The following is a 16,782-nucleotide window of genomic DNA, read 5'->3' on the forward strand; positions in this document are numbered from 1 at the left end:
GATTTGAAACTCGCGCCGGTACTGGTGGCCGGCGCGCGACAGAGGGTTGCCCGATCTTCTGCCGAATAACGCCAGAGTTTTTTTCTTGACGGAGGCAACAATGGAATTCGAAATGCTGGAAACCGAAACCAACGGCACGGTCATCAAGGTGATCGGCGTTGGCGGCGCTGGCGGCAATGCCGTGCAGCACATGATCAACCGCGGAGTACAGGGCGTCGACTTCGTCGTGATGAACACGGATGCGCAGGCGCTGTCGCGTTCGCGCGCGCCGAACGTGATCCAGCTCGGCGGCACCGGCCTCGGCGCCGGCGCGAAGCCGGAGATGGGCCGTGCGTCGGCGGAAGAGGCGCGCGAGCGCATCGCCGATTCGCTGCGCGGCGCGCACATGGTGTTCATCACCGCAGGCATGGGCGGCGGCACGGGCACGGGCGCGGCGCCCGTGGTCGCGCAGATCGCGAAGGAAATGGGCATCCTGACGGTGGGTGTCGTGAGCAAGCCGTTCGAATTCGAAGGCGGCAAGCGGATGCGCGTGGCGGAAGCCGGCGCGCAGCAACTGGAGGATCACGTCGACTCGCTGATCGTCGTGCTGAACGACAAGCTGTTCGAGGTGATGGGCGACGACGCCGAGATGGACAAGTGCTTCCAGTGCGCTGACGACGTGCTCAACAACGCCGTGGCCGGCATCGCCGAGATCATCAATGTCGATGGTCTGGTGAACGTCGACTTCGAGGACGTGAAGACGGTGATGGGCGAGCAGGGCAAGGCGATGATGGGCACGGCGACGGTCGCCGGCGTCGATCGCGCGCGCCTCGCCGCCGAGCAGGCGGTCGCGAGCCCGCTGCTCGAGGGCGTCGACCTGTCGGGCGCGCGCGGCGTGCTGGTGAACATCACGTCGAGCCGTTCGCTGCGCCTGTCGGAAACCCGCGAAGTGATGAACACCATCAAGAGCTACGCGGCCGACGACGCCACGGTGATCTTCGGTGCGGTGTACGACGACGCGATGGGCGATGCGCTGCGCGTGACGGTGGTCGCGACGGGCCTCGGCCGCGCGGCGAAGAAGCAGCAGTCGGCGCCGATGACGCTGCTGCGCACCGGCACGGACAACCAGCCGATCAGCGCGGTGGCGCACAGCTACGCGCCGGCGCACGTGAGCGCGGCCGACTACGGCGCGCTCGACACGCCGGCCGTGTGGCGCAATTCGCGCGAGACGGCGGCGTCGCACGTGCAGGCGCTGCAGGAAAAGGGCGTCGACACGTACGACATCCCGGCCTTCCTGCGCAAGCAGGCGGACTGACGCACGGGCAGGCCGGGCCGCCTCGCGGCCGGGCCGACGTGACGGATGGAAACGGCGCATGACAGGCCGCGTCGCATGCGACGCCGGGCCGGGCATCGTGCCCTCTTCGCGGCTGCGAAGCGGGCAGGCGTCGTGCCGTCTGTCGCGGTTGATCAAGGTATCGCCATGAAGGACCAGGCATGATTCAAGTGGGCGACACGCTGCCCGACGCGCAGCTCTTCGAGTTCATCGACGAAGCGCGCGCAGGGTGCACGCTGGGGCCGAACGCCTGCAGCGTGCGCGAGCAGACGGCGGGCAGGCGCGTGGTGATCTTCGGATTGCCGGGCGCGTTCACGCCGACCTGTTCGGCGCAGCATGTACCGGGCTATCTCGAGCACGCCGACGCGCTGCGCGCGGCGGGCATCGACGAGGTCTGGTGCGTGGCCGTCAACGACGCATTCGTGATGGGCGCTTGGGGACGCGATCTGCACACCGCGGGCAAGGTGCGCATGATGGCGGACGGCAGCGCGGCTTTCACTCATGCGCTGGGACTTACGCAGGATTTGTCCGCGCGTGGCATGGGGGTTCGATCCCTGCGCTATGCGATGGTGATCGACGACGGCGTGGTCAAGACGCTGGCGATCGAAGCGCCGGGCAAGTTCGAAGTCAGCGATGCAGCCAGCGTGCTGGCAGGCATGATGCGGTGAAATCGGGGCCGGCGTTGCTCGACGGCAACGCCCGGGCTCCCCGACAACGTGGCTTTATTACGGGCCGATGACCGGAAACGCCTCCGTTCCGGGCATCGGCCCGTCCCGCATCCGCGCGGGTAACGTGTCGAAACAGTTTGATACGGCGATGCAGCCGACGTGAAATAGGGAATTACGCTATACTCTCGTCTATTGAATAAAACTCCCGATTGAAATCTTCAATCGCGAAGAAGATCACCATGTTGAAGCAGCGCACCATCAAGTCGATCGTCAAGACCGTAGGCATCGGTCTTCACTCCGGTCGCAAAATCGAACTCACGCTCCGCCCCGCTGCCGCCGGCACGGGCATCGTGTTTTCGCGCATCGATCTGCCGACGCCCGTGGACATCCCGGCCTCGGCGATGTCGATCGGCGATACGCGGCTCGCGTCGGTGTTGCAGAAGGATGGCGCGCGCGTGTCGACGGTCGAGCACCTGATGTCCGCGTGCGCGGGCCTCGGGATCGACAACCTGTACGTCGACGTGACGGCCGAGGAAATCCCGATCATGGACGGCAGCGCCGCCTCGTTCGTGTTCCTGATCCAGTCCGCCGGCATCGAGGAACAGAACGCGCCGAAGCGCTTCATCCAGGTGAAGAAGCCGGTCGAGATCCGCGACGGCGACAAGTTCGCGCGCCTCGACCCGTACTTCGGCTTCAAGCTCAAGTTCACGATCGATTTCCGCCATCCGGCCGTCGACAAGACGGGGCAGGAGCTGGAAGTCGATTTCGCGAACACGTCGTACGTGCGCGAGATCGCGCGTGCGCGCACCTTCGGCTTCGCGCACGAGGGCGAGATGCTGCGCGAGCTGGGCCTCGCGCGCGGCGCCACGATGGACAACACGATCGTGCTCGACGAGTACCGGATCCTGAACAACGACAACCTGCGCTACGACGACGAGTTCGTGAAGCACAAGATGCTCGATGCGATCGGCGACCTGTACGTGGTCGGTCATCCGCTCCTCGCGTCGTACACCGCGTACAAGTCGGGCCACGGCCTGAACAACCAGCTGCTGCGCGCACTGCTCGCGGACGAAAGCGCCTACGAGATCGTGTCGTTCGACGATCCGAAGGCCGCGCCGCGCGGCTTCGGCTTCGACGCGCAGGCTGCGTTCGCGTGACGCGCGCCGCGCCATGGCGCCGCGCCATGAAAAAAAGCGACCCGAGGGTCGCTTTTTTTTGTCCCGGCGGCGCTCAGCGCGGCGGTTTCGCGTGCCGGGCGGCCATGCGCGCGAGCGCGATCTGCAGCGGCGACGGTTCGAGCGCGTCGGCGAGCGTGCGCAGCGCATCGGCGCCCGCCGCCGACAGGCGCGCCTCCTTGATGCGTGGCGGTTCGGGCGCGTGCTGCGGGCGCACCCGCAGTTTCAGCGCCGTGACCGGCCAGCCGCGCGCCTGCAGGTCGCCGAGCAGGCGCGGCTCGACTTGCCGCAGGCGCGCGGCGAGCGCGTTGTGCGCGGCGAACAGCGTGAGCACGCCTTCCTTGATGAAGCCGGGTTCGATATTGTTCGCGAGGTAGTCCGGCAGCAGGCTGGCCAGATCGCGACGCAGCGCGGCCACCTGCTCGACGCCCGCGCGCAGCGCCGCATAGGCGTCGCTGCGGTTCAGCACGTCGGCTGCGGCCTGCGGGCGCGAGAAGCTCGACGGGAAGCGCGACGAGGAACGGTTCATGGACTCGGTGACGGCGTGGAGCGGCAAAGATGACGCGATTGTACCGCGCGAGGCAGGCGTCGGCGGAGGACCGCGGCGCGGGCGGGCGCGCGTGCTAAAATTCCTCGTTTGAATTCACTCATACGTTAAGCCGCCGAGGCTCGGCGCGCCGGGGGAGGTCAGCCGTACTCCGGGGCCGTTGCAGCGACGCACACCCGATCCGATGACAACCGGTTTTCTCCAGAAGATTTTTGGCAGCCGCAACCAGCGGCTCGTCAAGCAATACCAAAAGACCGTCGCTACGATCAATGCGTTGGAAACGCAGATCGAGCAGCTGACGGACGACCAGTTGCGCGGCAAGACGGATGAGTTCCGCCAGCGTGTCGCGGGCGGCGAGTCGCTCGACAAGCTGCTGCCCGAGGCGTTCGCCGTGTGCCGCGAGGCGAGCCGGCGGGTGCTGAAGATGCGGCACTTCGACGTGCAGCTGATCGGCGGCATGGTGCTGCACTACGGCAAGATCGCGGAAATGCGCACCGGCGAGGGCAAGACGCTCGTCGCGACGCTCGCGGCCTACCTGAACGCGCTGTCCGGGCGCGGCGTGCACGTCGTCACCGTGAACGACTACCTCGCGCAGCGTGACGCCGAGTGGATGGGGCGGCTCTACAACTTCCTCGGGCTCTCGGTCGGCATCAACCTGTCGCAGATGGAGCACGACCAGAAGCAGCAGGCCTACGCGGCCGACATCACCTACGGCACCAACAACGAATTCGGCTTCGACTACCTGCGCGACAACATGGTCTACGAGACCGAGGCGCGGGTGCAGCGGCCGCTCAATTTCGCGATCGTCGACGAGGTCGACTCGATCCTGATCGACGAGGCGCGCACGCCGCTCATCATCTCGGGCCAGGCGGAAGACCACACCGAGCTGTACGTGCGCATGAACGCGCTGCCGCCGCTGCTCGAGCGCCAGATCGGCGAGGAGAAGGCCGACGGCACGGGCGTCGAGAAGCCCGGCGACTACACGCTCGATGAAAAGGCCCGCCAGGTGTTCCTGACGGAATCGGGCCACGAGAAGGCCGAGCGCCTGCTTTCCGAATGGGGCCTGATCGGCGAGGGCGAGAGCCTGTACGCACCGCAGAACATCACGCTGATGCACCACGTGTACGCGGCGCTGCGCGCGCACACGCTGTTCCACCGCGACCAGCATTACGTGGTGCAGAACGGCGAGGTGATCATCGTCGACGAATTCACGGGCCGCCTGATGGCGGGCCGCCGCTGGTCCGACGGTTTGCACCAGGCGGTCGAGGCGAAGGAACACGCGAAGATCCAGAGCGAGAACCAGACGCTCGCGTCGATCACGTTCCAGAACTACTTCCGGATGTACGTCAAGCTGTCCGGGATGACCGGGACGGCGGACACCGAGGCGTTCGAGTTCAACGAGATCTACGGCCTCGAGACGGTCGTGATCCCGACCAACCGCGTGCCGAAGCGGATCGATCGCCAGGACCAGATCTACAAGACCGCGAAGGAGCGCTACGACGCGGTGATCCGCGACATCCACGAGTGCTACGAGCGCGGCCAGCCGGTGCTGGTCGGCACGACCTCGATCGAGAACTCCGAGCTGCTGTCGCACCTGCTCAAGCAGGCCGGGCTGCCGCACGAGGTGCTGAACGCGAAGCAGCACGCGCGCGAGGCGGCGATCGTCGCCGAGGCCGGCCGGCCGAAGCGCATCACGATCGCAACCAACATGGCGGGCCGCGGCACCGACATCGTGCTGGGCGGCAATGCCGAGAAGCAGGCGAGCCTGATCGATGCCGACGACGCGATCCCGGCCGACGAGAAGGCGCGCCGGATCCAGCAGCTGCACGACGAATGGGAAGCGCTGCACGAGCAGGTGAAGACCGCAGGCGGCCTGCACATCATCGGCACCGAGCGCCACGAATCGCGCCGGATCGACAACCAGCTGCGCGGCCGCGCCGGCCGCCAGGGCGACCCGGGTTCGTCGCGCTTCTACCTGTCGCTCGAGGATCCGCTCCTGCGCATCTTCGCGGGCGACCGCGTGCGCGCGATCATGGATCGCCTCAAGATGCCGGAAGGCGAGGCGATCGAAGCCGGCATCGTGACCCGTTCGATCGAATCCGCGCAGCGCAAGGTCGAGGCGCGCAACTTCGATATCCGCAAGCAGCTGCTCGAATACGACGACGTGTCGAACGACCAGCGCAAGGTGATCTACCAGCAGCGCAACGAACTGCTCGAGGCGCACGACATCGCCGAGACCATCGGCGCGATGCGTCATGGCGTGGTCACCGAGGTGGTGCGCCAGTTCGTGCCGGCGGGCAGCATCGAGGAACAGTGGGACCTGCCCGAGCTGGAAGAGGCGCTGCGCAACGACTGGCAGCTCGATCTCGCGATTCAGGAAATGGTGAACGAATCGTCGTCGATCAGCGCGGACGAGATCCTCGACGCGGTCACGACGGCCGCCGACGAGCACTACGAGGCGAAGGTCGCGCTGGTCGGCCGTGAATCGTTCAGCGCGTTCGAGCGCTCGATCATGCTGCAGACGCTCGATCGCCTGTGGCGCGAGCACCTGGCGGCGCTCGACCACCTGCGCCAGGGCATCCACCTGCGCGGCTACGCGCAGAAGAACCCCAAGCAGGAATATAAGCGCGAGGCGTTCGAACTGTTCGCCGCGATGCTCGATGCGGTCAAGCAGGAAGTCACGCGGGTCGTGATGAACGTGCAGATCCAGTCGCCGGAGCAACTCGAGGAGGCGGCCGAGCAGCTCGAGGAGCAGGGCGGCCATCTCGAGAACGTCGAGTTCCGGCACGCCGACTATGCGGATACCGGCGCGGCTGCTGCTGCGGTCGGCGGCATCGCGGTGGCCGAGATCGCGGCGGCGGTGGGCGGCGCGGCGGCGGTGGACGGCGACGTGCCGAAGGTCGGGCGCAACGATCCGTGCCCGTGCGGCAGCGGCAAGAAGTACAAGCACTGTCACGGCAAGCTGTCATGATCGTGGGCGGCGCGCCGTGCGTGCGTCCGCCATCCGAAGTATGAGCGGCGGCCCGCCCAGGCGGGCCGCCGGTCCGTTCAATCCTGCGATGCCGGCCCGGGCCGGCATCGCGCTTTCCGGCAGGTGTTTCACATGGCTGTGAACTTCCCCCCGATCGATCCCGCGCAACTGCATCCCGTCGCCGGCGTCACGCTGGGCTGGGCCGAGGCCCGGATCCGCAAGCCGAATCGCAAGGATGTCCTCGTCGTGTCCGTCGAAGACGGCGCGACCGTCGCGGGCGTGTTCACCGAGAATCGCTTCTGCGCCGCGCCGGTGACGGTCTGCCGCGAGCACCTGGCCAAGGTGCGCGCCGGCGGCGCCGGCATCCGCGCGCTCGTCGTCAATACCGGCAACGCGAATGCGGGCACGGGCGAGCCGGGTCTCGCGCATGCCCGCGAGACCTGCAAGGAACTCGCGCGGCTCGCCGGCCTCGAGCCGGCGCAGGTGCTGCCGTTCTCGACCGGTGTGATTCTCGAGCCGCTGCCGATCGAGCGCCTGAAGGCGGGCCTGCCCGCCGCGCTGGGCAGCCGGGCGGGCGCGCACTGGTATGAAGCCGCGCAGGCGATCATGACCACCGACACGCTGCCGAAAGCCGCGTCGCGGCAGGTGACGATCGACGGCCACACGGTCACGCTGACGGGCATCAGCAAGGGCGCCGGGATGATCAAGCCGAACATGGCGACGATGCTCGGCTTCCTCGCCTTCGATGCGGCGGTCGCGCAGCCGGTGCTCGATACGCTCGTGAAGGAAGTGGCGGACCGTTCGTTCAACTGCATCACGATCGACGGCGATACCTCGACCAACGACTCGTTCATCCTGCTGGCGTCGGGCAAGTCGAGCCTGCCCGCGATCACCTCGACCGCGTCGCCCGCCTATGCGGCGCTGCGCGACGCCGTCACCGAGGTCGCGCAGACGCTGTCGCAGCTGATCGTGCGCGACGGCGAGGGCGCGACCAAGTTCATGACCGTGCAGGTCGAGGGCGGCCGCGACGTCGCCGAATGCCGGCAGATCGCCTACGCGATCGGCCACTCGCCGCTCGTGAAGACCGCGTTCTACGCGTCGGACCCGAATCTGGGCCGGATCCTCGCGGCGATCGGCTACGCGGGCGTGACGGATCTCGACGTCGGCACGATCGACCTGTATCTCGACGACGTGCTCGTCGCCAAGGCGGGCGGGCGCAACCCGGCCTACCAGGAAGAAGACGGCCAGCGCGTGATGAAGCAGAGCGAGATCACGATCCGGGTGCTGCTCAGTCGCGGCGACGCGCAGGCGACCGTGTGGACCTGCGATCTGTCGCACGACTACGTGAGCATCAACGCCGACTATCGCTCGTAAGCGTCGCGAGGACCCCCGGATGGACAAGCTCGATCAATTCCTGGCGCGCGCGGACGCGCTCCTCGCCCGCGTGGAGGTGCTGTTGCCGCCGTCGCCCGCCACGATCGACTGGAGCGCGGCCCACGCGTTCCGCTGGCGCAAGCGCCAGGGGCGCGGCTATCTCCAGCCGGTGCCGGCGGTGTCGGCGATCGCGCTCGACGACCTGCAGAACATCGATCGCCAGAAGGGCCTGATCGAACGGAACACGCGCCAGTTCGTGCAGCGCAAGCCCGCGAACAACGTATTGCTGACGGGCGCGCGCGGCACCGGCAAGTCGTCGCTGATCAAGGCCTGCCTGAACGCCTATGCGGGCGACGGCCTGCGCCTCATCGAAGTCGACAAGGACGACCTGCACGACCTCGGCGACATCGTCGACCTGATCTCGGCGCGTCCGGAACGCTTCATCGTGTTCTGCGACGACCTGTCGTTCGAGGAGGGCGAGTCGGGCTACAAGGCGCTCAAGGTCGCGCTCGACGGCTCGGTGGCCGCGCAGTCGGACAACGTGCTGATCTACGCGACCTCGAATCGCCGGCACCTGCTGCCCGAGTACATGAGCGACAACGAGACCTACAAGCACCTGCCCGACGGCGAGATCCATCCGGGCGAGGTGGTCGAGGAGAAGATCTCGCTGTCGGAGCGTTTCGGGCTGTGGGTGAGCTTCTACCCGTTCAAGCAGGACGATTACCTGGCGATCGTCGGCCATTGGCTGCGCCATTTTGGCTGCGGCGGCGACGAAGTCGAGGCGGCGCGCGGCGATGCGCTCGTGTGGGCGCTGGAGCGCGGGTCGCGTTCGGGGCGCGTGGCATGGCAATTCGCCCGCGACTGGTCGGGCCGCAAGGAGAATGCATGACCGAAGGATCGAAGCCGGCCGCGCCGGACGGCCGCAAGGTGACCGAGGTGGCGGTGGGCGTGCTGGTGCAGCCGGACGGCCGCTACCTGCTCGCGCAGCGGCTCAAGGGCAAGCCGTATGAAGGCTACTGGGAATTCCCGGGCGGCAAGCTCGAAGCGGGAGAAAGCGTCGAGGAGGCGCTCGCGCGCGAGCTGCACGAGGAACTGGGCATCGTCGTGACCGAGAGCGCGCGCTGGCACACGCTCGAACACGATTATCCGCACGCGTACGTGCGGCTCTACTTCTGCAAGGTGACGGGCTGGACGGGCGAACCGCACAGCCGCGAAGGGCAGGCGTTCGTCTGGCAGCGGCTGCCGGTCGAGGTCGCGCCGCTGCTGCCGGCGGCCCTGCCGGTGCTCGAACGGCTCGCGCAGGACGAGGCGCGCCGGTAAGCGGCGCCGCGCCGCCGCGCGATGCGGCGGCGTCAGTTGTGCCGGTCGTCCGGTTCGGACGACGGCGTTTCCTCGGACGACGGCTCGTCGTCCGTCGTCCCGATCCGGTACTTTTCCGCGGCCCAGGCGCCGAGGTCGAGCTGCTTGCAGCGGGCCGAACAGAAGGGACGGAAGCGATTCTCGGGCGTCCAGCGCACTTCGGCGCCGCAGGACGGACATTTCACGACGGTAGTCATACGAAAGAAAAACGGTCGGTGCGGCGCGAGGCCGCTACAGGTTGCAAAGCGTGAGCTGGAACGGCACGTCGATATCGACCGCGCGCGGCCGGACGTCGCCATCCTGCACGGTGAAGCGCACCCACAGCATGTATTTGTTCGCGCTGGCCTCGGGAATCACGCGCAGCTCGGATGGCACCCTGACCTGCATGAGCTGGTAGGAGCGGCCGGACAGCATCTGCTGATAGCTGCCCTGCATCGCCATCACCTTCGACGCCTGGCCGGATTCGCGCGCGAGGCGCAGCACGATCGTCGCGGCGTCGCGCAGCGGCAGGAGCGGCATCGCCCATTTCGCGATGTCGTGGCGGCGCTGCTCGGCCGGCCATTGCTGCCATGCGTAATAGGACGGGAGGTCGAACTTGCAGGTGCCGCCGGGAATCACCGCGCGGCTGCGAATGCTGGCGAGCCATTCGTTGTCGGTCAGATGCTGGCCGGTCTTGCCCTGCATCTGCGCGAGATGCGCGAGCGTCTGCTCGATCTCGCCCAGCACGGCTTCGAGTGCGTTCTGCTCGATGCCGGGATTGCCGCGAAACGGCGTGAGTGTCTGGCGCTGGCGTTCGAGTTCCTTCATCAGATCCGATTTCAGATCCGCGCGGCCGGCGACCTCGGCGATTTCGAACAGCGTCGTCAGCGCGACATGGTGCTCTCTCGCGTCTTCTTGTGCCATGAAGAACGCGAAGCGCTCGAACAAATCTTCGAGACGCAGCAGCGTGCGGATTCGTTCGTTGAACGGATACTCGTAAAGGATCAAGCGCGCATGCCTCTCGCGATGGGGGTGACGGAACTGCAGGACATTCTAATGCCCGCGACCTACCCTAGCAATCGCGCCTTTTCGGGCCGCATGCGCCGCATGGCGCGCAACAAGCTGACGGCCGCGTCAGTTTGTGGCGGCGGCGTACGCGAGATAGCGCTGGTGCAATGCCGCGACGCGCGCCGCGAGTTGCGCGCGCGGCGCGTCCTCGTTGACGATCACGTCATCGGCCGCGGCGAGCCGCGCGGCGCGCGTCGCCTGGCGTGCGACGATCGCTTCCACCTGCGCGCGCGCGAAGCCGTTGCGCTGCATCACGCGGCGGATCTGGGTCTCGACTTCGCAATCGACGACGAGCACGCGCGCGACGCGCGCCCGCCATGCACCGGATTCGATCAGCAGCGGCACCACATAAACGAGATAGGGCCCCTGCGCTGCGCGCGCCGCGTCGTCGGTGGCGGCGCGGATCAGCGGGTGCGTGATCGCTTCGAGCCGGCGGCGCGCGGGTTCGTCGCTGAACACGAGTGCGCGCATCTTCGCGCGATCGAGCGCGCCGTCGGGCGTCACGAAGCCGGGCCCGAACTCGCGCGCGATGTGCGGCATCGCAGCGCCGTGCGGCGCGGTGATCCGGTGCGCGATCTCGTCGGTATCGACGAGCGAGGCGCCCTGTTCGCCGAACAGGGCGGCGACGGTCGTCTTGCCGCTGCCGATGCCGCCTGTCAGTCCGATCGAATACATGCGGTCAGCCTCCGAGCACGAGATAGAACGGGGTGCCGGCGAACAGCGTGGCCACGCCGCCGAGCGCGAGGAACGGGCCGAACGGCAGTGGTTCCTCGAAACGCATCCGGCCGCGCCAGGTGGCGATGAGCCCGATGGCCGCGCCCGCGACCGCGGAGATCAGCACCACCTGCGGCAGCGCTTCCCAGCCGAGCCAGGCGCCCAGCGCGGCGAGGAGCTTCAGGTCGCCGTAGCCGATGCCCTCGATGCCGCGCAGCCATTTGAACAGCCAGAAGATGCCCCACAGGAACAGATAGCCCGCGATCGCGCCGATCACGGCTGCGTGCAGGTTCGCGAAGGTGCCCCACAGATTGACGGTGAGCCCGGCCCACAGCAGCGGCAGCGTCAGCGAGTCGGGCAGGAAGCCGGTCTGGATGTCGATCGCGCTCATCGCGAGCAGCGTCGCGCACAGACCGAACGCGGCGAGCGCCGCGCCGCCCGGGCCGAACACCGCGAGCGACCCGGCCGCGAGCGCGCCGCTCGCCAGCTCGACGAGCGGGTAGCGCGCCCCGATCGGCGCGCGGCATTGCGCGCAGCGGCCGCGCAGCGCCAGGTAGCCGAGCACCGGCACGTTCTCCCATGCGCGCAGCACATGGCCGCAATGCGGGCACGCGCTGCGCGGCACCCACAGGTTGTAGCGCGCGGGCAGGCCGTCGTCGGGCTCGACGGGCTCGCCGGTCGCCTCGCCGATTTCGGCCTGCCAGGCGCGCTTCATCATGATCGGCAGGCGGTGCGCGACGACATTGATGAAGCTGCCGATCACGAGCCCGAGCATGATCGCGAAGCCGTAGCGGAATCCGGCCGGCAGCGCGGCGAAGGCGGCCAACGGCCCGCTGGCGGGCGCGAACGGGTCGGCGTAGAGCGGCGTGAAGATCATCGATGAAAGGGCCATGGCAAATAGGAGACAGATTCGGCTGCGATGCTACACCACGTTGCCGAGCTGGACGATCGGCAGGTACATCGCGATCACGAGCGCGCCGACCAGCGCGCCCAGCACCACGATCACGAGCGGCTCGCACACGCTCGCGAGCAGGTCGATGCGCTCGTCGACCTGACGATCGCACAGGGTCGAGATATCGACCAGCATTGCATCGAGCGTGCCGGTTTCCTCGGCCACGCCGATCGGCTGGACCACCGGATCGGGAAAGCAGGCCGCGGCGCGCATCGCATTCGCGAGTCGTTCGCCGCGCTGCAGCCGCCGCGCGATATCGGCCGTGGCCTGATCGAAGACCGGATTGCCGCTCGCCTGCGCGAGCGACGCGAAGGCGTCGACGAGCGGCGTGCCGGCGCCGAGCAGGGTGCCGAGCGCGCGGCTCCAGCGGGCGGCGGCGAGGGTGCGCAGCAGAGGCCCCGCGAGCGGAATCCGCAGGGCGAGCCGGGCCGCGGCGAGCCGCGCGGCTGCCGAGCGCCGCCGTGCGTGACCGGCGGCGACGACGGTGAGCGCCGCCCCGAGCGCGGCGGGCGGGCCCCAGCGCGCGAGCCCGCCCGACAGCGCGAGGACGACGCGTGTCGGCGCGGGCAAGGTGGCGCCGAAACCTTCGAAGATCTGTGCGAAGGTCGGCACGACCCACAGCAGCAGCGCGGCGGTGAGCGCGCACGCGAACGACAGGACCGCGCCGGGGTAGGCGAGCGCCGCGCGCACCCGGCTGCGTTGGGCCGCTGCGCGTTCGCGGTCGTCGGCGAGGCGCGCGAGCACGGTGGCGAGCGTGCCCGATTGCTCGCCGATCAGGATCAGTTGCCGGAACAGGGGGCCGAATTGCCGCGGATAGCGGCGCAGCGCGTCCGACAGCGGGCGGCCCGCGACGATGTCGCGCCCGAGCCCGTCCGCGATGCGCGCGATGCCGTCGCGCGCGGTGGCCTGCGCGAACAGGTCGAGCGCCGGCGCGAGCGGCAGGCCCGCCTGCAGCAGGCTCGCGAGCTGGCGCGCGAAGCGGGTGACGTCGTGTGCGCGCACGCGCGGGGGCGGCGCGGCCCCGCGCGCTTCCAGCGCGACCACGGTGATGCCGTCGCGCCGCAGCGCGGCGCGCGCGCTGCCCGGCGTCGCGGCGATCAGGGTGCCGCGTCGCCGCGCGCCATCGACGCCGAAGCCCGACCAGCGAAAGCGCGATTCGAGCGGGGGCGGCTCGGGCGCGCTCATGGCGCCGCCGTGGCCGCAAGCGCTTCGCTGAGGCTCGTCGAGCCGTCGGCGACGCGCGCGAGCGCCGCGTCGCGCAGCGAGCGCATGCCGTCGTCGCGGGCCTGGCGGGCGAGCGCGTGATGGCTCGCGCGCGCGACGATCAACTCGCGCAGCGCGGGCGACAGCGGCATCACTTGATGGATGCCGATGCGTCCCCGGTAGCCGATGCCGTGACAGGCCGCACAGCCGACCGCGCGGAACGGCCGCCAGCCGGCCGCCAGCGCGGCGGCGTCGAGGCCGGCTTCGCGCAGCGCGGCGGGCGGGGCGTCGGATGGCGTGCGGCAGCCGGTGCAGAGCTGCCGCAGGAGCCGCTGGGCGGTGGCGAGGTGCAGGGCGGCGGCGAGGTTGTAGGGCGCGACGCCGATGTCGAGCAGGCGGGTGATCGCGGCGGGCGCGTCGTGCGTGTGCAGCGTCGAGAGGACGAGGTGGCCGGTTTGCGCGGCCTTGAGCGCGACGTCGGCGGTTTCGAAGTCGCGGATCTCGCCGACCATGATCACGTCGGGATCCTGGCGCAGCAGCGCGCGCAGCGCGACGGCGAAGGTGAGCCCGGCCTTGTCGCGCACGCCGACCTGGTTGACGCCGTCGAGCTGGATCTCGGCCGGGTCCTCGACCGTGCAGAGGTTGCGCGAGGTGTGGTTGAGCCGCTGCAGGAAGCTGTAGAGCGACCGTGTTTTGCCGCTGCCGGTCGGCCCGGTGACGAGGACGAGCCCGTGCGGCGCATCGAGCGCGGCCTCGATCGCGCGCGCGCCGGCCGGCGCGATGCCCAGCGCGGGCAGCGACAGGACGGCGGGCAGCGTGTCGAGACGGCGCAGCACGAGCTTTTCGCCGTACAGCGTCGGCAGCGAGCTGACGCGGTAGTCGCCGCGCTGCCCGGGCGCGAGCGCGAGACGCAGGCGGCCGTCCTGGGGCACGCGGCGCTCCGCGATGTCCATGCGCGCGAGCACCTTGACGCGCGTGACGACTGCGTCGCGCAGGTGCGCGGGCGGATGCGCGAACTCGTGCAGCACGCCGTCGATGCGGAGCCGCACGCGCCAGGCGTGCTCGGACGGTTCGAGATGGAGATCGGATGCGTTGCGCTGGTGCGCGGCCTGCAGCAGGCCGGCCAGCAGCGCGACCGCCGGCGCGTCGTCGGCGCGCGCGGCGGCGGCCTGAACCGGATGGAGGGAGGGCGTGGCCGGCGAGGCGGCCGGCGCGAACGGAATGGACGACATCGGAACCGGCCTCGCGGCCGCCTGCTGGGGGCGATGCGTCGATCATCGCGCGCGTGCGCCGCGCGCGGCAGTCGGCCGTTCGGTCAGGCGCGCAGCGTGCGGCCGGCGCGCGGCGCGCGCGGCTTGAAGAGCTTGACCGTGCGCACGGCCTGGTCGTCGCTGCGCATCACCTCGAGCATCACGTCGCCGATCTTCAGGCATACGTCGTCGTCCGGGATCTCCTCGAGCACTTCGAGGATCAGGCCGTTGAGCGTCTTCGGGCCGTCGGTGGGCAGGCTCAGGCCCAGCCAGCGGTTCAGCTCGCGCAGCGGCATGCCGCCGGACACGATGCATTCGCCGTCGGCGTTCCAGCCGCCGTTCGCGCCTTCGGTGCGCGGCATCGACGTGGTGAACTCGCCGATCAGTTCCTCGATGATGTCCTCGGGCGTGACGAGCCCTTCCAGTTCGCCGTACTCGTTGACGACGAGGGCGGTGCGCTGGCGGCTTTCCTGGAAGTACTTGAGCTGCTGGAACACCGGCGTGCCGGACGGCACGTAGTATGGCTCGGCGAGCAGCTCGCGCAGCGTCTCGCGGTCGAAGTCCTGGTTGTGCAGCGCGGTCAGCGTCTTGCGCACGTGCAGCACGCCGAGCACCTTGTCGATGTCGCCTTCGTAGACCACGAGGCGGTTGTGATAACAGGTCTCGAGCTGGTGCAGGACGTCGTCGAGCGGCGCGTAGAAGTTGAGCGACTCGATCTGGCGGCGCGGGATCATCACGTCGTCGACGGTGATGTTCTCGAGGTCGAACAGGTTCAGCAGGATGCTGCGGTGCTGGGTCGGCATGAAGCTGCCCGACTCCAGCACGACGGTGCGCAGCTCCTCGGCCGACAGCCGCTGGTCGCGGGCGCCCTTGGTATTGATGTGCAGCAGCGCGAGGATCGCGCCGGCGAGCGCATTGACGAACCACACGAGCGGCATCAGGAGGCGCATCAGCGGCGCGATCACGACGCTGGCGGGCAGCGCGATCCGCTCGGGAAAGCTCGCGCCGACGATCTTCGGGGTGATTTCCGCGAACACGATGATCAGGAACGCAACGAGGCCGGTCGCGATCGACAGCACGAAGTTGTCGCGGCCGAAGGTATGCAGCGCGATCGAGGTGGTCAGGACCGGGATGATCGTGTTGAGCAGGTTGTTGCCGATCAGGATCACGCTCAGCAGCTGGTCGGTGCGCGCGAGCAGCCGCTGCGTCGTCTTGGCGCCGAGTGCGCCCTGGCTCGCGAGATGTTTCAGCCGATGGCGGTTGAGCGCCATCATCGCCGTTTCAGAGATGGAGAAGAAGCTGGAGCAGAGGAGAAGCAGGAAGACGGCGCTGATTTGCGCCCATAAGGGAATTTGGTCCACGCGTCAGGTCAGTGCAGGCAGTGAAGGGCAGGAATGGAAAGGAACTATAGCAGAGGGGGCGGGAGCGGATTGTGTCACGCGGGCCATGTCCCCTGAGCACCGGAAACAAAAAAGCCGTCCAGATCGCTGGACGGCTTTTTCAAGGCCGGATGGGCTAAGCCGCAATTATAACACTCGGCGAACGAAGCGTGCGATTGGCCGGCGTTGGGGGGCGTTGACCACTGTTGTGGTAAAAGGGGATGGATGGCCATGTTGCTGCCGCGTGATCAGGCTTCAGTTCGTCATATCGCCTAGCTGCGATGTTGATCTACAGGTTGTTCAGATTTCCGACTGCCATAGGCAATTCGCTTCTCGTTCAGTTCTGCATGCTTGAAGCTCCGGAAGCCGGTTCGGCAGATGTGGAGCGACGGTCATGTCGGGTTGCGGCGTAGCCGTGCCTTCATCAATCAGGTATCTATTGTCGAGGGCCAACAGTGACGACTTTCCAAGAACTACAAAACCAGATCCGGCAATTGCAGCAACAGGCGGAGACGATGCGGAGGGAGCAGGCAAGCGTGGTCATTGCCGAACTTCGCGCTGCCATCCTCGAATTCGGCATTACGCCCGACGACGTATTCGGCGCACGGGCAAAACTGGTCCGGCGCTCTACGAGAGGTCGCGCCATTCAGAAGTACCGTGATCCCTTGTCAGGAGCGACATGGAGCGGGCGCGGGCGAGTGCCCCGATGGATTGCCGGCCGTAACCGTGAGGACTTCCTCATTGCCCGGGCCCAGTAGCCGGCTCGCTCATTGCCGCTACATGCCGCAGCGAACTCAAAGCGCGGCAGCCCGGAGATACTCCGATGAGCGG

16 protein-coding genes are annotated in these 16,782 nt (G+C 68.3%); 8 read left to right on the forward strand and 8 right to left on the reverse strand.

Features of this window, described 5'->3' with window-relative positions; all coding sequences use genetic code 11:
* The first annotated feature begins 100 nt into the window (after positions 1 to 100).
* The 3 genes from ftsZ (at position 101) to lpxC (ending at position 3,137) form a co-directional block, all read left to right on the forward strand.
* A complete protein-coding gene (ftsZ, locus tag AC1RQF_RS12260) occupies positions 101 to 1,294 on the forward strand; it encodes a cell division protein FtsZ (RefSeq protein ID WP_274001030.1) in 1,194 nt (397 codons plus the stop codon).
* Positions 1,295 to 1,473: 179 nt separating this feature from the next.
* Positions 1,474 to 1,980, forward strand: coding sequence for a peroxiredoxin (locus AC1RQF_RS12265; protein WP_274001031.1), 507 nt, complete (start codon positions 1,474 to 1,476; stop codon positions 1,978 to 1,980).
* 239 nt (positions 1,981 to 2,219) lie between these two features.
* Positions 2,220 to 3,137, forward strand: coding sequence for a UDP-3-O-acyl-N-acetylglucosamine deacetylase (lpxC, locus tag AC1RQF_RS12270; RefSeq protein ID WP_274001033.1), 918 nt, complete (start codon positions 2,220 to 2,222; stop codon positions 3,135 to 3,137).
* Positions 3,138 to 3,210: 73 nt separating this feature from the next.
* Here the strand turns inward: lpxC and AC1RQF_RS12275 are convergent, their stop codons facing one another.
* A complete protein-coding gene (locus AC1RQF_RS12275) occupies positions 3,211 to 3,684 on the reverse strand; it encodes a DciA family protein (RefSeq protein ID WP_274001035.1) in 474 nt (157 codons plus the stop codon).
* 202 nt (positions 3,685 to 3,886) lie between these two features.
* On the opposite strand from AC1RQF_RS12275, the gene secA reads away from it, so the two are divergent.
* The 4 genes from secA (at position 3,887) to AC1RQF_RS12295 (ending at position 9,367) form a co-directional block, all read left to right on the forward strand.
* Positions 3,887 to 6,673, forward strand: a complete 2,787-nt coding sequence (secA, locus tag AC1RQF_RS12280) for a preprotein translocase subunit SecA (protein WP_274001037.1) — start codon at positions 3,887 to 3,889, stop codon at positions 6,671 to 6,673.
* A 132-nt stretch (positions 6,674 to 6,805) separates the two neighbouring features.
* Entirely contained in the window at positions 6,806 to 8,047 is a 1,242-nt protein-coding gene (argJ, locus tag AC1RQF_RS12285; RefSeq protein ID WP_492872146.1) for a bifunctional glutamate N-acetyltransferase/amino-acid acetyltransferase ArgJ, read from the forward strand.
* Between the two features lie 19 nt (positions 8,048 to 8,066).
* Positions 8,067 to 8,936 carry an ATP-binding protein gene (locus tag AC1RQF_RS12290; RefSeq protein ID WP_492872147.1) on the forward strand — a complete coding sequence of 290 codons (870 nt, stop codon included), beginning with the start codon at positions 8,067 to 8,069 and terminating at the stop codon, positions 8,934 to 8,936.
* Entirely contained in the window at positions 8,933 to 9,367 is a 435-nt protein-coding gene (locus tag AC1RQF_RS12295; RefSeq protein WP_274001041.1) for an NUDIX domain-containing protein, read from the forward strand. The genes AC1RQF_RS12290 and AC1RQF_RS12295 overlap by 4 nt, the downstream gene beginning before the upstream one ends.
* Positions 9,368 to 9,399: 32 nt before the next feature.
* Here the strand turns inward: AC1RQF_RS12295 and AC1RQF_RS12300 are convergent, their stop codons facing one another.
* The 7 genes from AC1RQF_RS12300 to AC1RQF_RS12330 form a co-directional block, all read right to left on the reverse strand.
* Positions 9,400 to 9,603, reverse strand: a complete 204-nt coding sequence (locus AC1RQF_RS12300; RefSeq protein ID WP_252984390.1) for a DNA gyrase inhibitor YacG — start codon at positions 9,601 to 9,603, stop codon at positions 9,400 to 9,402.
* A 34-nt stretch (positions 9,604 to 9,637) separates the two neighbouring features.
* The gene (zapD, locus tag AC1RQF_RS12305) at positions 9,638 to 10,393 is read right to left on the reverse strand and encodes a cell division protein ZapD (RefSeq protein ID WP_274001042.1); all 756 of its coding nucleotides are present in this window, start codon (positions 10,391 to 10,393) and stop codon (positions 9,638 to 9,640) included.
* A 126-nt stretch (positions 10,394 to 10,519) separates the two neighbouring features.
* On the reverse strand, positions 10,520 to 11,128 hold the full coding sequence (gene coaE / locus AC1RQF_RS12310) for a dephospho-CoA kinase (protein ID WP_492872148.1): 609 nt from the start codon (positions 11,126 to 11,128) through the stop codon (positions 10,520 to 10,522).
* A gap of 4 nt (positions 11,129 to 11,132) precedes the next feature.
* Complete coding sequence (locus AC1RQF_RS12315) at positions 11,133 to 12,044, reverse strand: prepilin peptidase (protein WP_274004433.1); 912 nt, start codon at positions 12,042 to 12,044, stop codon at positions 11,133 to 11,135.
* Between the two features lie 45 nt (positions 12,045 to 12,089).
* A complete protein-coding gene (locus AC1RQF_RS12320; protein ID WP_492872149.1) occupies positions 12,090 to 13,304 on the reverse strand; it encodes a type II secretion system F family protein in 1,215 nt (404 codons plus the stop codon).
* Positions 13,301 to 14,554, reverse strand: coding sequence for a GspE/PulE family protein (locus tag AC1RQF_RS12325; protein ID WP_274001046.1), 1,254 nt, complete (start codon positions 14,552 to 14,554; stop codon positions 13,301 to 13,303). The genes AC1RQF_RS12320 and AC1RQF_RS12325 overlap by 4 nt, the downstream gene beginning before the upstream one ends.
* 83 nt (positions 14,555 to 14,637) lie before the next feature.
* The gene (locus tag AC1RQF_RS12330; RefSeq protein WP_492872150.1) at positions 14,638 to 15,933 is read right to left on the reverse strand and encodes an HlyC/CorC family transporter; all 1,296 of its coding nucleotides are present in this window, start codon (positions 15,931 to 15,933) and stop codon (positions 14,638 to 14,640) included.
* A gap of 533 nt (positions 15,934 to 16,466) precedes the next feature.
* Here AC1RQF_RS12330 and AC1RQF_RS12335 point away from each other — a divergent pair.
* The gene (locus tag AC1RQF_RS12335) at positions 16,467 to 16,709 is read left to right on the forward strand and encodes an H-NS histone family protein (RefSeq protein WP_492872181.1); all 243 of its coding nucleotides are present in this window, start codon (positions 16,467 to 16,469) and stop codon (positions 16,707 to 16,709) included.
* Positions 16,710 to 16,782 lie beyond the last annotated feature (73 nt).

It is taken from the genome of Burkholderia sp. GW821-FHT14F03, from assembly GCF_058803765.1.

Bases quoted from the DNA above. Each gene is read 5' to 3' on its own strand.
- AC1RQF_RS12335 (WP_492872181.1), top strand. From the start codon at position 16,467: ATGCGGAGGGAGCAGGCAAGCGTGGTCATTGCCGAACTTCGCGCTGCC.
- AC1RQF_RS12320 (WP_492872149.1), bottom strand. From the start codon at position 13,304: ATGAGCGCGCCCGAGCCGCCCCCGCTCGAATCGCGCTTTCGCTGGTCG.
- lpxC (WP_274001033.1), top strand. From the start codon at position 2,220: ATGTTGAAGCAGCGCACCATCAAGTCGATCGTCAAGACCGTAGGCATC.
- AC1RQF_RS12325 (WP_274001046.1), bottom strand. From the start codon at position 14,554: ATGTCGTCCATTCCGTTCGCGCCGGCCGCCTCGCCGGCCACGCCCTCC.
- AC1RQF_RS12290 (WP_492872147.1), top strand. From the start codon at position 8,067: ATGGACAAGCTCGATCAATTCCTGGCGCGCGCGGACGCGCTCCTCGCC.
- coaE (WP_492872148.1), bottom strand. From the start codon at position 11,128: ATGTATTCGATCGGACTGACAGGCGGCATCGGCAGCGGCAAGACGACC.
- ftsZ (WP_274001030.1), top strand. From the start codon at position 101: ATGGAATTCGAAATGCTGGAAACCGAAACCAACGGCACGGTCATCAAG.
- AC1RQF_RS12275 (WP_274001035.1), bottom strand. From the start codon at position 3,684: ATGAACCGTTCCTCGTCGCGCTTCCCGTCGAGCTTCTCGCGCCCGCAG.
- AC1RQF_RS12295 (WP_274001041.1), top strand. From the start codon at position 8,933: ATGACCGAAGGATCGAAGCCGGCCGCGCCGGACGGCCGCAAGGTGACC.
- argJ (WP_492872146.1), top strand. From the start codon at position 6,806: ATGGCTGTGAACTTCCCCCCGATCGATCCCGCGCAACTGCATCCCGTC.
- AC1RQF_RS12265 (WP_274001031.1), top strand. From the start codon at position 1,474: ATGATTCAAGTGGGCGACACGCTGCCCGACGCGCAGCTCTTCGAGTTC.
- AC1RQF_RS12300 (WP_252984390.1), bottom strand. From the start codon at position 9,603: ATGACTACCGTCGTGAAATGTCCGTCCTGCGGCGCCGAAGTGCGCTGG.
- AC1RQF_RS12315 (WP_274004433.1), bottom strand. From the start codon at position 12,044: ATGATCTTCACGCCGCTCTACGCCGACCCGTTCGCGCCCGCCAGCGGG.
- secA (WP_274001037.1), top strand. From the start codon at position 3,887: ATGACAACCGGTTTTCTCCAGAAGATTTTTGGCAGCCGCAACCAGCGG.